Genomic DNA, 13,179 nt, shown 5'->3' on the forward strand with positions numbered 1-13,179 from the left:
CGGCAACTGACAAATAGCGCGATCAGAACGCCGCCATTTAGCGCGAGCGTTTACACCCGCAGAAAAGCTGGGGCAGGGGGTAGGTGTCACAACCGGACGGTTTTGACACGTTTCTCGCGGTGGGCGCACTGATCCGCGCGCCCTCCAAGGCGGATTAACTGTCAGGTGGTGGAATAGGCCGCGCCCGCTTTGCGGAGCTGCGAAAGCGCCGGCGGCGATTAGCGCGCGACGCTTCCTTGACCGCTTGGGGGTCGTCCAAATCAATCATGCTGCTGGTCCTCGGAAAGGCGAGGCGCGCGAGCCGCGCCTATAATCCTGTTCCGAGCCGGAAGGTGTTGCGGACCTGGTTTTTCCGGACCCGTTGCCTCGCTCTCGTCATATCCACTATGCTGGATATATGGAAAACGATTCGGCCATTTCCGCTTTGAGCGCGCTCGCGCAAGCGACACGCCTCGATGTCTTCCGCCTGCTGGTGCGGCATGAACCGAACGGTATGGCAGCCGGCGACATAGCCCGTCAGCTTGATGTGCCGCAGAATACCATGTCCGCACATCTGGGCATCCTTGCGCGCGCGGGCCTCGTGCGGTCCGAACGTCGCAGCCGATCCATCATCTACTGCGCTGACCTGGACGGCCTACGTGCGCTCACCCTCTTCCTCGTCAAGGACTGCTGCGCCGGCAATGCCGAGCTGTGCGCGCCGCTCGTCGCGGAACTCGCCCCCTGCTGCTGAAAGGACGCTTCGTGCCTGTCGATATCGTCATTTACCACAATCCCGAGTGCGGCACGTCCCGCAACGCACTCGCCATGATCCGCAATGCCGGCATCGAACCGCATGTGGTCGAGTATTTGAAGACGCCGCCCTCGCGTGCTCTGCTGGTCGAGCTGATCGATCGCGCCGGCATAGCGCCCCGCGAGCTCCTGCGAGAGAAGGGCACACCCTATGCGGAGCTAGGCCTGGGTGACACGTCGAAGTCCGACGACGCGCTGGTGGACGCGATGATGGCGCATCCGATCCTCATCAACCGGCCTCTGGTCGTCTCGCCACTCGGCGTGAAGCTGTGCCGGCCCTCTGAAGCCGTCCTCGATCTGCTGCCAAGCGATCAGCTCGGCGCGTTCGCCAAGGAAGACGGTGAGCAAGTGGTGGACGCTTTGGGCCAGCGCGTCGTCTGATGCTCCTGGCCGTCCTGATCTTCGTCGCCACAATCGCGCTCGTCATTTGGCAACCCAAGGGCCTTGGCATTGGGTGGAGCGCCATGGGCGGGGCGGTCGTGGCGCTGCTCGCGGGCGTCGTCACGCTGTCCGACGTGCCGGTGGTGTGGGGCATCGTGTGGAACGCGACCGCGGCGTTCGTTGCCATCATCGTCATCAGCCTGTTGCTCGATGAAGCCGGGTTCTTCGAATGGGCGGCGCTGCATGTCGCACGCTGGGGCAGGGGGCATGGTCACCGACTATTTGTCCTGATCGTGCTGCTCGGCGCGGCAGTGTCCGCGCTGTTCGCCAATGATGGCGCGGCGCTGATCCTGACGCCGATCGTCATTGCGATGCTGCGGGCGCTAGGTTTCAAGGACAAGGCGACACTGGCATTCGTCATGGCGGCGGGGTTCATCGCCGACACGGCCAGTCTGCCGTTGGTCGTGTCGAACCTCGTCAACATCGTGTCGGCCGACTTTTTCGACATCGGCTTCGGCGACTATGCGTCTGTGATGGTGCCGGTCGATCTACTGTCGATCGCCGCCACGTTGGGCGCGCTGCTACTGTTCTTTCGAGGTGACATACCAAGAGCTTACGATGTGGGGGCGCTACGTACGCCCCGAGAAGCGATCCATGACGCCGCGACCTTCCGCGCCGGATGGATCGTTCTCGCTTTGCTGCTCGCCGGCTTCTTCCTGCTCGAACCGCTTGGCGTGCCCGTCAGCGCCGTTGCCGCTGCCGGCGCGATCCTTCTGCTGGTGATCGCCGGACGTGGGCACGTGATCGAGACGCGGAAGGTGCTGCGCGGCGCACCGTGGCAAGTCGTCATCTTTTCGATCGGCATGTACCTGGTGGTCTATGGCCTGCGGAACGCCGGCCTGACCGATCATCTGGCTGCGCTCCTCGATCGGACGGCACAAGGCGGTGTCTGGAGTGCCGCCTTGGGAACAGGCGTGATCGCAGCCGTCTTCTCCTCCGTGATGAACAACATGCCAACCGTGCTGGTGGGCGCGCTGTCGATCGATGCGGCCCATGCCACGGGCGCGGTCAAGGAGGCAATGATCTACGCCAACGTGATCGGCTGCGACCTCGGTCCCAAGCTCACGCCGATCGGATCGCTCGCGACGCTCCTGTGGCTTCACGTTCTCGGCCAGAAAGGCGTGCGGATCGGATGGGGCTATTATTTCCGGGTCGGTGTCACGCTGACCGTGCCGGTGCTGCTGGTCACGCTCGGCGCCTTGGCGTTGAGGATTACCATCGGATGACTGCCCTGATCTACATCGGCGCGGCGCTTGCTGAGATTGCCGGATGCTTCGCGTTCTGGGCGTGGCTCCGAATGGGCAAGGCGCCCCTCTGGCTGGTCCCCGGCGTTGCCTCCCTAATCCTTTTCGCCTGGCTTCTGACCCGCGTCGACAGTGATGCCGCGGGGCGGGCCTATGCCGCTTATGGCGGCATCTACATCTGCGCCTCCCTGCTCTGGCTGTGGAGTGTCGAGGGCGTCCGTCCCGATCGCTGGGATGTCGGCGGGGCCGCCCTCTGCCTTGTCGGAACCTGTTTGATCCTGCTCGGGCCTCGCGGCGCATGATGACGCCGATCGCCAGGCTTCTCCAAACCAGCGACCTTGCTGAGCTGTCGCGGCACCTCGACGCCATGGGCTTGCCCGGCACCGATCTCGCGGAGCCTGACCGCGTGTTCTTCCGGTTCGATGCGGATAGCCTGGTTGGCTATGGTGGTCTGGAAGGCGAAGGAGCCGACCGTCTGCTCCGCTCCGTCCTCATCCTTCCCGATCGTCGGGGCGCCGGCATCGGCCGCGCGCTGGTCGCCGCGCTCGAACAAGAAGCTTGCACACTGGGCGTACAGCGACTCCATCTACTGACCACGACCGCAGCCCCGTTCTTCCGCATGCTCGGCTATGCGGCCGCCGATCGCCATTCGGCACCGTCCGCTATTGCCGCCACGCGCGAGTTCACCTCGCTCTGCCCCGCCTCCGCGACATACCTCGTGAAAGCCCTCTGATGCCGCTTCGTACCCTTGCCGATTTGGATGTTCTGCCGGCACTCGATCCGGCGTTTATCCGTCATCGCCTCGCCGCGGATCTTGGGCCGACCGAACCCGCTCCCCGCATCCTGCTGCTCTACGGCAGCTTGCGTGAGCGCTCCTTCTCGCGCCTAGCCGCGGAAGAAGCGGCGCGCTTGCTGCACCTGTTTGGCGCAGACACGCGCATCTTCGATCCTTCCACGCTGCCGCTGCCCGACCAAGTGGCGGGAGACGATCACCCGGCCGTTCACGAGTTACGCGAGCTATCAATGTGGTCGGAGGGGCAGGTCTGGTGCAGCCCTGAGCGGCACGGCCAGATCACGGGCATCATGAAGGCGCAGATCGATCATCTGCCGCTCGAGATGAAGGGGATGCGGCCGACGCAGGGACGCACGCTCGCGGTGATGCAGGTGTCGGGCGGATCGCAATCGTTCAACGCGGTCAACACGCTGCGCCTGCTCGGCCGCTGGATGCGCATGTTCACGATCCCGAACCAGTCCTCGGTCGCGATGGCCTACAAGGAGTTCGATGAAGCGGGGCGCATGAAGCCGTCGAGCTATTACGACCGTATCGTCGATGTAATGGAGGAGCTGGTGCGCTTCACCGTCCTGCTGCGCCCATATGCAACCCAGCTCGTCGACCGCTATTCCGAGCGCAGGCACGCCGGCGTGCCGGTCGACGTCAGAACCGATCTGTCGAGCATCGCCATCGCCCGAGCTGACGCTCAAGCGTGATCGAAAGCCGCCAGAATAGGGCACGGTCCCGCTGATCCGTTTCCGCACTCGTGTGCGAGATGCCGCAGTGACGCGCGTACCCGCTCAAGCTCCTCGATCTTGGCGTCCAGCACCGTAATCCGCTCGCTGGCAAGCTCGCGTGCGCGTGCGCGATCGTCGGTCGCGTCGAGCGCCAGCAGCTCGCCGATCTGCTCCAGCGTGAAGCCGGCGCCCTGGGCCGATCGGATGAAGCGCAGCCGGCGAACATCCTCCGGGCCATAGCGGCGGATACCGCCCCCGGACCCGGAGTTTATCGGCCTGTCGGGCGTGTCGAGAAGACCTCGGCGCTGGTAGTAGCGGATCGTTTCCACGCCCACATCGCCTTCTCGAGCGAGCCCTGCGATCGTCATGCCGGTCATGCCTTGACTCCGTACTATAGTACGGATGCCATATAGGTCGGGCACAGAGGCCGGAGAAGACGAATGGCGACGTTCGCGCCCAAGAAGGCGACGATCTATCGGATGGTGATGCCGACCCACACCTGTCCCTACGGGATCAAGGCGAAGGATCTGCTGCGCCGGCAGGGTTATGAGGTCGAGGACCATTGGCTACGCACGCGCGAGGAAACCGACGCGTTCAAAGCCGAGCATGGGGTCAAAACGACACCCCAGACCTTCATCGGTGGCGAGCGGGTAGGAGGCTACGACGATCTGCGCCGGTTTTTCGGTAAGACCGTGGCCGACCCCACGGCGGTGACCTACCGGCCGGTCGCGGTTGTGTTCGCGATGACGGCATTGATGGCGCTGGCGGCCAGCTATGCCGTGCTCGGCACACCGTTCACGGTACGCGCGGGTGAGTGGTTCATCGCCTTCTCCATGTGCGTGCTGGCCATGCTCAAGCTCCAGAACGTGGAGAGCTTTTCGAGCATGTTCCTCAACTACGATCTGCTTGCGAAGCGCTGGGTGCCCTATTCCTACACCTACCCCTACGCGGAAGGCGCAGCGGGCGTGCTGATGGCGGCCGGCGTGCTGACCTGGCTGTCGGTGCCGATCGCGCTGGTGATCGGGACGATCGGAGCGGTCTCGGTCATCAAGGCCGTGTATGTCGACAAGCGCGAGCTGAAATGCGCGTGCGTGGGCGGTGACAGCAATGTGCCGTTGGGCTTCCTGTCGCTCACCGAGAACGTGATGATGGTCGCCATGGCGATCTGGATGGTGCTGGGCGTCGCGCACTGATCTGGTGCGGCGGCCCGGCGCAAGCTAGAAGGGCTGCATGAGCTTCGGCCGCCTCGTCCGCACATTTGCGCTGCTCCTGCTGGGCGCGATGCTGCTCGTGCGGATGGGCCCGATGTGCGAGGCCATGGCGCAGGCTGCGCCGCCTTCGCAGGCGCATGCCGGAATGGCCGATTGCGATCGCGCGCCGCTCACGCCCGTAAAAAAGACCCCTCCGGTGGACTGCGTAGGAGCCTGCATCGCAACGGCCCTCGACGTTCACACGTCTCCCGCGCCGCAGCTCGCCGTGCGGACGGATCCGCCCGCACCCGAGCCTCATGCCCTTGTTGGTCGCTCGGGCGGTCCTGCACCGCCACCTCCTCGAACCGCCTGATCGACGTGGATTCCGATCAATCAGTGCATTTGAGGAAAATTACACATGAAGACCATCAAGTTCATCGGCGCGGCTATCGCGCTCACGCTCGTTCCCGCCACGGCCTTTGCCGCCGCTGACTGCTGCGCGGGGAAGGAGTGCTGCAAGGATGGCGCCGACTGCTGCAAGGACAAGGACGGCGCGAAGAAGGATTGCTGCGCCGACATGAAGGACATGAAGCACGGCGAGCACGCCGGTCACGACATGTCGGGCATGCAGAAGAAGTAAGCTGGGAGGGGAGGCGTTCGCGCCTCCCCTTTTCAATGGCGGGCGAACACCCTGCGGCCGCTCGGCCCGAACGCGATCACGTCATAGGCCTGGGCCTTCATGCCCGGCATTTCCATGCCCGGTGAGCCCATCGGCATCCCGGCGACCGCGAGGCCGGTGACGCCCTTCGGATGCGTGGCCAAGGCACGCTTCATGTCGGCAATCGGAACGTGCCCTTCGAAGGTCATGCCGTCGATAATGGCAGTGTGACAGGAGGCGAGGTCTTGAGGCACGCCGCGTGCCTTCATGAACGCCGGCCGGTTCGCATCGTCGACGACGCGGACGGCGCGGCCGAACTGCTCCTTCACCTGCTGCGCCCATTTCTCGCAACAGGGGCAACCCGGGTCGCGATGCATCAGGACGGGACCTGCAGCGAGAGCCCCCGCAGGGGTAGCGCACGCCAGCGCGGCGGCGAGAAGGCGAAAGCGATCCATATCTGAGTTCCCGGGTGGCCATCCCCCCGCACGGTGACGGGGGGAGGGACGATAGTCGATTACTGGGCGCTCTTGCCATGCGCCCGCAGCCAGGCGTTCAACTCGCCGATCTCGCGGGTCTGCTCTGCGATCGTCTTGGTGGCCATCTGGCGAACCTTGGGATCCTTGGTTTCGCGCAGCACGATACGCGACATGGCGATGCCGCCACGGTGGTGCTCGACCATCTTGCGGACCCACGTCTCGGTGGCATCCGCACCCATCGCCGACATCATCTTCTGATGCATGTCCATCTCGGCCTGCGGGTACGGGTTCGCCGGCGTCGGCCGCATCATCTGCCCATGGTTCATGCCGGAATGGTCCATGCCCTGCATCTGGGCGACCGCGGGGACCGCGCCGAGGGCGGCCGCGACGGCCAAAATCATCATCTTCTTCATCGTGTCGCTCCTGCGTCAAAGCCCCCGCTCAACAGGGATACGGGCTTCAAACGATTAGCCCTCAAGCGATGTTGCTCAGCGGATCGGCTGAAGCGTGTTGATGCCGACGCTCTCGTCGGTTTCGGGGGGCGGGGGAGGCACCTGCTTGTCGCGATAGGAGGGGAGGTCGGGCGCATTATCGGGCGTCGGGTGCGCCTCGAGCCGAGCGATGTAGCGCTTCATCTGCGCGATCTCGCGGACCTGGGCGTCGATGATCCCGTCTGCGAGCTTGCGCACCTCGGGGTCTTTGATGTGCGCTCGCTCGCTGGTCATGATCGCGATCGAGTGATGCGGGATCATGGCCTTCATATACGCGACGTCGCCGACCGTCTCCTGGCTGCGGACAAGCCACAAGGCGCCGGCGAACACCACGATCGAGGCCGCCACGATGCCGAGATTGGCCTTCCGGTTGGGGTACATGCTCCACATGAAGCCGATCATGATGAGCGCCATCACGGCGCCCATAACGATCGCCATCCATGTCCTGGTCTGGCTGTATTCGACGTGGCTCAGCGCGTAAGTGTTGAGATACATGAGGCCGAACATCACGACCGTCGACGTCACGATCATCGCGGCGAAGCGCCCGTAGCTCATCCCCATAGCGCCGCCCTGTTTGGAATTGGGGTCGTGGTCCATGTCGCGCTCTCCTGTTCGGCCCCACCCACTGAAGGATACGCGGCTCTCTAGCGGACCCCTTGAGCTTTTCTGCGGCGTCGACGGGGCCAGCGCATGAAGAGCAGGATTGCCCCGGCGACGGCGAACACGAGTCCCCCCGCTGCGAAGGCGTTGAGCCACGGCGTGTTGAACCGTTCGTGCTCGGTCCAATCCATGATGTGGAGTCCCCAGAAGAAGTCGTAGAGCCGCCACGTGCCGGTTCGCACCGATGTCAGCCGGCCAGTCTCCGCCGCGACGTAGATGCGGGTTCCGTCGGTGTCGGGGAAGGAAGCACGCCAGGCGGGGAGGGCACCGCGGTACTCGGTGCTGGGGCGCTCGATCCGCTCGACGACGGGCGCCGAACCAGTTTCGCCGCGATACGCCTGCCTTGCGATCAGCGCTGCGGCCGGGCCGTCGACCGGGGGCAGCGGCTTTGCGGTGCGGGCGTCCAGCAAACGCACCTTGCCGTCGCCGAGCTGGGCTTCGACGATCGGCCGCCCCAGCAGCATCCGGTGCTGGAGCTGACGCACCGGCGCTCCGGCCGATGCGAGAAGGGCAGGGACGGGCGCGAAATCCTGAGTGGCGATCAGGGCCGGTTCGACGTTCCGGTCGATCCGGTGATCGCCATGCACGGTGTCGATCGGCAGCAGGCTCATGACGAGCCCGCTGGTGAACCAGACGATCGCCTGCGCCCCGATCAGGAGCGCAAGCCAGCGGTGAACCTTGCTTGCCCCGACATGGAGGCGGAGCCGCGGGCTCAGAACCAGGTCCTCACGCCCGCGACGAAGCTGAAGCCGCCCGTATTGTCACCGCGTGCGCGGGTGAAGCGCGCGGTGTCGCCGAACTGCCGCTCCCACGACACGCCGATGTAGGGCGCGAACTCGCGCCGGCCCTCGTAGCGAAGCCGAAGCCCGGCCTCGAGGTCCGTGAGCCCGGAGCCGGTGCCGGTTTCGGGCACGTCCTGCGCGGAGAAATTGGCCTCCACCCTAGGCTGGAGCACGAACCAGTTGGTGATGCGCTGGTCGTAATAGCCCTCCGCGCGGCCAAGCACGTCGCCCTTGTCGGAGAGGAACAATGCGCCCTCCACCTCGAACCAACCGGGGGCCAGCCCCTCGATCCCTACCGTCGCGTAGGTGCGCGAGGGGTTGGGCTTGAAGTCGTAGCGAACGCCCGCCTGAAGGTTCCAGTATGGATCGAGCGCGCGGCTGTAGAGCGCCTGCACCTCGGCCTGTTCGAGCGGCTTGCCGAACGTGCCTTCGCCCTCGCTCTTTAGCGTAAAGCGATTGATGTCGCCCCCGATCCAGGCCTCGCCATCCCAGCGATAGCCGTCGCCACCCTTGCGAGCCTGATATTCGGCGAGATTGAAGAGGATCTGATAGACGGTCATTCCGCCATGCTCGCGGCGTAGATCGTTCTCGCGCGAGCTGGCCATGGCGTCCGCGCCCCAGAAACGATCGGCGAGGTGGTCCCCGGCCGGAGCGGGAGCGGGCTTGTTGCCGGGGGGAAGGTCGGTTCCGACCTTGGCAGCGGGCTGATCGCCGGGCATCGCCATGCCCGGCATCGTGCTCATGTCGTGGCCGGCATGCGGGTCCTGCCCCGCACCTGTCGATGCTGCCATGCCCGGCATAGCAGACATATCGTGACCGGCGTGCGGGTTCTGGGTGGGCGCAGCCTGCTGCTGACCGCTCATATCCATTCCCTGCATCCCGCTCATGTCATGCCCGGCATGAGGGTCGGCAGCCTGCGTCTTCGCCGGTTGCGCGCGCCGCGGCGCGGTGCATCGGACGGGAGCCTTACGCTTAGTCGCGGACTTGGCCGCGGCTTTCGCCTTCGGCTTGGCGGCCGGCTTTGCCGGCATCGTCATGCCCGGCATGTTGTGCATGGAATGGTCCATGGTCTGCCCGAATGCGGGTGTCGCAAGGCCGAGCGGCGCCATACCGGCGAGGAGGAGCGACCGGATCACGCCGCGGCCTCCCCGGCCTTGCGGACCTGGACAACGCGCATCATGCCCGCGTGCATGTGGTAGAGCATGTGGCAGTGGAAGGCCCAGTCGCCTTCCTCGCCGGTCACGTCCCAGCTCACCGTGCCTCCCGGCTGCACCAGCACCGTATGCTTTCGGGGGGCGTAGGCGCCCTTGCCGGTCACCAGGTCGAAGAAGTGGCCGTGGATGTGGATCGGATGTCCCATCATCGTGTCGTTGATGAGCGTCACCCGTACCCGCTCGCCGTGAAGCAGCGTGATCGGGTCGGGGTTCTCCGACAGCTTCTCGCCGTCGAAGCCCCACATATAGCGCTCCATGTTGCCGGTGAGGTGGAGCTTGATCTCCCGCTCCGGTGCGCGTGTGTCCGGGTTGCGGTCGAGCGCCATCAGGTCGCGATAGGTGAGAACGCGATGCCCGACATTCTCCAGCCCCTGCCCGGGATCGCCGGTCCGATCGACCGGCATCGGCGAGATGGTCTGCACGCCCGGTCCCTTTTTAACCTCGGGGGCATTGCTGAAATCGCGCATGGAATGGCTCATGCCGCCCATGTCCATCCCGCCCATCTGATCGCCGTTCATCGCCGGCATCGTGCCGGAGCCATGGTCCATACCGGCCATGGCGCCGCCCTGAGCCTGGCCGTGGTCCATGCCTGCCATGCCGCCTGCCGCGGTGCCGGCCGCGCCGTGGTTCATTTGGGAATGATCCATACCCGGCATTGCGCCGGTGCCCGCGCCATGCCCCATCGCAGCATGGTCCATGCCGGACATCGAACCCGCAGCGCCGCCCATGGCGCCATGATTCATGCCGCCGTGGTCCATCGTGCCATGATCCATGCCGCCCATGCCCATGTCCTTCATGGTCGCGAGCGGGCGCTTGCGGAGCGGGGGCACCTCGGCCGCCATGCCCTCGCGCGGAGCGAGCGTCGCGCGGGCCATGCCGGAGCGATCGATGCTCTCACCGACCAGCGTATAGGCGCGCAGGTCGGGCGGGGTGACGATCGCGTCATAGGTCTCGGCCGGGCCGAACTGGAACTCGTCGATCTCGACCGGGCGCACGTTCAAGCCGTCGGCCGCGACGATCGTCATCGGCAGGCCCGGAATGCGGACGTTGAAGGTGGTCATCGACGAGGCGTTGATGAAGCGCAGCCGCACCCGCTCGCCGGGGCGGAATAGCGCGGTCCAATTGTCCTTGGGGCCGTAGCCGTTGACCAGGTAGGTGTAGACCGAGCCCGTGACGTCGGCGACGTCGGCGGGGTCCATCCGCATCTTGCCCCACTCCAACCGCTCTTTCAGCGACTGATCCTTGCCGGCGAGAAGCCCGGCCAGGGTCTGGCGCTGGCGGTTGAAGTAGCCCGACTCCTTCTTCAACCGATCGAAGAGGTAGTGCGGGTGGTGGAAGCTGTGGTCGGACAGCACGATCACGTGCTCCCGGTCGAACTTCACCGGATCGGGATTCTTCGGATCGATCAGGATCGGGCCGTAGTGTCCCTCCTGCTCCTGAAGCCCGGAATGGCTGTGATACCAGTAGGTCCCGCTCTGGATGATCGGGAACTCGTAGGTGAAGGTCGAGCGCGCCGGAATGCCGGGGAAGGCGATCCCCGGCACCCCGTCCATCTGAAAGGGCAGCAGCAGCCCATGCCAGTGGATCGAGGTTTCCTCGTCGAGCTCGTTGACGACGTGGAGGCGGACGTTCTGTCCCTCGCGCAAGCGGATGAGCGGCGCGGGCACGGTGCCGTTGATGCCGATGGCGTGGCTCTGCCGCCCGTCGATCATCATCATCTGATGCGCGACCTTGAGCGTGATGTCCTCGCCCGACACCGTGGGCAACGGCTTGGCGATGCCGGCGGAGACGGGCTGTGCCCATGCCGGCATATAGGCCGACAAGGCGAGGCCGCCTCCTGCCAGACTGGCACCGCGCAGCACCTGGCGGCGGTCGAGAACGCGCGACATGCAAGCTCCTAAGAATGGGGCCGTGAAAGGGCCGTCGCTTCTTCTACGCGGCCGATCCGTCCAGCCCTCAGCGGTTCCCGAGTTTTTCGAGCAGCCGCGCCCGCGCGCGATACAGGCGGGTTTCGACCGCCTTCTGGCTGATCCCCAGCACCTCGGCCGTCTCGGCCTGGCTCAGGCCTTCGATCGTCCGAAGTACCAAAGGCTCCTTCAGGTTCGCGGGCAAGGTCGAGATGGCGCGGGTCACACGATCGAGTTCCTGCCGATCGCCGGCTGCGTCGTCGATCGGCACCTGTTCGTCGACGATGCTCTGGACCTGTTCGTCGTTCGGCAGCGCGAACGACAGAAACCGGCGCACGGCACGCTTACGCGCCCAATCGCGGCATTTGTTGACGGCGATGGTCGTTAGCCACGCCTGCATCGATCGGTTGGGGTCGTAGCGCGACAAGGCCTGATGCGCGGCCACGAACGCTTCCTGCGTCACGTCCAGCGCTTCGTCGGCATCGCCGAGGAAGGCGTGCGAAAGCCGGAACATCGGCTGCCGATAACGTCGCACGATCTCGGCGAAAGCGGCTTGTCGGCCGGCGATGCTGAGCGTCGCCAGTTCGCCATCCGACAGCGCGGTCCAGTCGAGGCTCACCCCTGGCCGTCGGTGAGCGCCTTCACCACCGCATCATCGAATTGAGAGGTTTGCTCGGGCCGGAGGAGCTGACGCATGGCGAAGATGTGCGCCAGCGTCGCCTTCTGCAGCTCGCCCATCGCGGCATGGCTCTGGTCGACCGCAGCGGCCACCCGCGGACCATTGCCGTGCTCGGCCTCGATCGCCTCGGCAAGGCGGGCATTGGCGGCACGCATCTCCAGCTCGAGAGCGCGGCGTTGCACCGCGAACCGGTCTTCGAGCACCTTCAATCGGGCCTGCTGGTTGCCATCGAGCGCGAGCTTATGGTGCAGCACCTCGTGGAGCGCCGCACCGGGTTGCTTGGACTGCGGCAGCAGCGCGCGCCCGATAAAGACACCACCAATCGCTGCCAGGAAGGCGAGCAAGGCGCACAGGACAACCCGCTTGGTCGAGGTCATGGCTCGCCGATCAGCAACGCGGAAGGGGCAAGGGGGGAGGCTCCGCCGAGCGGCGCGAGCGAGACAACAGGGCTTGCCGTCGCGGGCAGCTCGGCACCGACGATCCCGATACCGAGCGCCGCGGCGGTTATCACACCGATCCCGAGCCCGGCTCCGCGCACGGCGGGGCGGCTGCCGATCCGTCTGAGGACTTGGTCCTCGATACCCTCCAAAGCGGCCGGGGCGGGTGCGCCCGCTAGTCGCGCCAATGCTCTGTCTAGATCGTCCATGCTTTCCACTCCGCCCCTCTATCATCGGATACGCATCGCTGCCCATCATCCCTCAACCGCCGGTGAGGGGTCGGGCAGCGCGCCGCGTAGAAGGGTGCACGAACCTCGTCGGAGTACCCCATGCGTAGTCTCGCCCTTCCTGCCGCCCTCACTCTCCTGAGCCTCGCCAGTGCGGCGCAGGCTCACCCGAAGCTCGTTGTGGCCTCACCCGCGCCCAACGCGACCGTTGCCAAGCCCGCGCGTGTCGCTTTGCAGTTCAGCGAGAGGCTGATGCCGAAATTCTCCGGTGCGGACTTGATGATGACGGGCCATGGCGGCACCACGCACCCACCGATGAAGGTTGCAACCACCACCCAGGTTGCACCCGATGGCCGAACGCTGGTCGTGGTGCCCAAGTCGCCGCTCGGCGCGGGCCGCTACAGCGTCGCATGGCACGTCGTCTCGGCCGACACGCATCGGGTGTCGGGCAACTTCGCCTTCGCGGTGAAGTAAG

Annotated in this window: 20 protein-coding genes; 10 read left to right on the forward strand and 10 right to left on the reverse strand. The window is 65.6% G+C overall.

The window, feature by feature from the left end; translation table 11 throughout:
• Positions 1-397 precede the first annotated feature (397 nt).
• The 6 genes from AX702_RS10840 to arsH are packed head-to-tail and all read left to right on the forward strand — an operon-like array spanning position 398 to position 3,962.
• Entirely contained in the window at positions 398-730 is a 333-nt protein-coding gene (locus AX702_RS10840; protein ID WP_066779324.1) for an ArsR/SmtB family transcription factor, read from the forward strand.
• 11 nt (positions 731-741) lie between these two features.
• Positions 742-1,170 carry an arsenate reductase (glutaredoxin) gene (gene arsC, locus AX702_RS10845; RefSeq protein WP_082746204.1) on the forward strand — a complete coding sequence of 143 codons (429 nt, stop codon included), beginning with the start codon at positions 742-744 and terminating at the stop codon, positions 1,168-1,170.
• Positions 1,170-2,456: an arsenic transporter gene (locus tag AX702_RS10850; RefSeq protein ID WP_066779326.1), complete on the forward strand. Its 1,287-nt coding sequence runs from the start codon at positions 1,170-1,172 to the stop codon at positions 2,454-2,456. The genes arsC and AX702_RS10850 overlap by 1 nt, the downstream gene beginning before the upstream one ends.
• Positions 2,453-2,776 (forward strand): YnfA family protein, encoded by a 324-nt coding sequence (locus tag AX702_RS10855; protein WP_066779329.1) that lies wholly within the window; start codon positions 2,453-2,455, stop codon positions 2,774-2,776. Before AX702_RS10850 ends, AX702_RS10855 begins: the two co-directional genes overlap by 4 nt.
• Entirely contained in the window at positions 2,776-3,207 is a 432-nt protein-coding gene (gene arsN2 / locus AX702_RS10860; RefSeq protein ID WP_066779436.1) for an arsenic resistance N-acetyltransferase ArsN2, read from the forward strand. Before AX702_RS10855 ends, arsN2 begins: the two co-directional genes overlap by 1 nt.
• The gene (gene arsH / locus AX702_RS10865) at positions 3,207-3,962 is read left to right on the forward strand and encodes an arsenical resistance protein ArsH (protein ID WP_066779332.1); all 756 of its coding nucleotides are present in this window, start codon (positions 3,207-3,209) and stop codon (positions 3,960-3,962) included. The genes arsN2 and arsH overlap by 1 nt, the downstream gene beginning before the upstream one ends.
• Here the strand turns inward: arsH and AX702_RS10870 are convergent.
• Positions 3,953-4,360, reverse strand: a complete 408-nt coding sequence (locus AX702_RS10870; RefSeq protein WP_066779335.1) for a MerR family transcriptional regulator — start codon at positions 4,358-4,360, stop codon at positions 3,953-3,955. The genes arsH and AX702_RS10870 overlap by 10 nt on opposite strands.
• A gap of 63 nt (positions 4,361-4,423) precedes the next feature.
• On the opposite strand from AX702_RS10870, the gene AX702_RS10875 reads away from it, so the two are divergent.
• From AX702_RS10875 to AX702_RS10885, 3 genes are read left to right on the forward strand one after another with little or no spacing between them, the layout of a single operon-like run.
• Entirely contained in the window at positions 4,424-5,176 is a 753-nt protein-coding gene (locus tag AX702_RS10875; RefSeq protein ID WP_066779336.1) for a MauE/DoxX family redox-associated membrane protein, read from the forward strand.
• Between the two features lie 37 nt (positions 5,177-5,213).
• On the forward strand, positions 5,214-5,546 hold the full coding sequence (locus AX702_RS10880; RefSeq protein WP_066779338.1) for a hypothetical protein: 333 nt from the start codon (positions 5,214-5,216) through the stop codon (positions 5,544-5,546).
• 45 nt (positions 5,547-5,591) lie between these two features.
• Entirely contained in the window at positions 5,592-5,813 is a 222-nt protein-coding gene (locus tag AX702_RS10885) for a hypothetical protein (RefSeq protein WP_066779340.1), read from the forward strand.
• Between the two features lie 32 nt (positions 5,814-5,845).
• Here the strand turns inward: AX702_RS10885 and AX702_RS10890 are convergent, their stop codons facing one another.
• The 9 genes from AX702_RS10890 to AX702_RS10930 form a co-directional block, all read right to left on the reverse strand.
• On the reverse strand, positions 5,846-6,286 hold the full coding sequence (locus AX702_RS10890) for a DUF411 domain-containing protein (protein WP_058733718.1): 441 nt from the start codon (positions 6,284-6,286) through the stop codon (positions 5,846-5,848).
• 59 nt (positions 6,287-6,345) lie between these two features.
• Positions 6,346-6,720 carry a DUF305 domain-containing protein gene (locus AX702_RS10895; RefSeq protein ID WP_066779343.1) on the reverse strand — a complete coding sequence of 125 codons (375 nt, stop codon included), beginning with the start codon at positions 6,718-6,720 and terminating at the stop codon, positions 6,346-6,348.
• 75 nt (positions 6,721-6,795) lie between these two features.
• Positions 6,796-7,395: a DUF305 domain-containing protein gene (locus tag AX702_RS10900; RefSeq protein ID WP_197420567.1), complete on the reverse strand. Its 600-nt coding sequence runs from the start codon at positions 7,393-7,395 to the stop codon at positions 6,796-6,798.
• A gap of 47 nt (positions 7,396-7,442) precedes the next feature.
• Positions 7,443-8,180 carry a PepSY domain-containing protein gene (locus AX702_RS10905; RefSeq protein ID WP_066779346.1) on the reverse strand — a complete coding sequence of 246 codons (738 nt, stop codon included), beginning with the start codon at positions 8,178-8,180 and terminating at the stop codon, positions 7,443-7,445.
• The gene (locus AX702_RS10910; RefSeq protein WP_184116743.1) at positions 8,171-9,349 is read right to left on the reverse strand and encodes a copper resistance protein B; all 1,179 of its coding nucleotides are present in this window, start codon (positions 9,347-9,349) and stop codon (positions 8,171-8,173) included. Before AX702_RS10910 ends, AX702_RS10905 begins: the two co-directional genes overlap by 10 nt.
• Positions 9,350-9,372: 23 nt before the next feature.
• Complete coding sequence (locus tag AX702_RS10915; RefSeq protein ID WP_066779353.1) at positions 9,373-11,343, reverse strand: copper resistance system multicopper oxidase; 1,971 nt, start codon at positions 11,341-11,343, stop codon at positions 9,373-9,375.
• Positions 11,344-11,410: 67 nt separating this feature from the next.
• Positions 11,411-11,980: an RNA polymerase sigma factor gene (locus AX702_RS10920; RefSeq protein WP_066779356.1), complete on the reverse strand. Its 570-nt coding sequence runs from the start codon at positions 11,978-11,980 to the stop codon at positions 11,411-11,413.
• Positions 11,977-12,417 carry a periplasmic heavy metal sensor gene (locus tag AX702_RS10925; protein WP_066779359.1) on the reverse strand — a complete coding sequence of 147 codons (441 nt, stop codon included), beginning with the start codon at positions 12,415-12,417 and terminating at the stop codon, positions 11,977-11,979. Before AX702_RS10925 ends, AX702_RS10920 begins: the two co-directional genes overlap by 4 nt.
• On the reverse strand, positions 12,414-12,686 hold the full coding sequence (locus tag AX702_RS10930; protein WP_066779362.1) for a hypothetical protein: 273 nt from the start codon (positions 12,684-12,686) through the stop codon (positions 12,414-12,416). The genes AX702_RS10925 and AX702_RS10930 overlap by 4 nt, the downstream gene beginning before the upstream one ends.
• A gap of 120 nt (positions 12,687-12,806) precedes the next feature.
• Here AX702_RS10930 and copC point away from each other — a divergent pair, with 120 nt between their 5' ends.
• On the forward strand, positions 12,807-13,178 hold the full coding sequence (gene copC, locus AX702_RS10935) for a copper homeostasis periplasmic binding protein CopC (RefSeq protein WP_041043251.1): 372 nt from the start codon (positions 12,807-12,809) through the stop codon (positions 13,176-13,178).
• Position 13,179 lies beyond the last annotated feature (1 nt).

The organism is Sphingomonas sp. CCH5-D11, from assembly GCF_001557395.1.
Taxonomy (GTDB): domain Bacteria; phylum Pseudomonadota; class Alphaproteobacteria; order Sphingomonadales; family Sphingomonadaceae; genus Sphingomonas.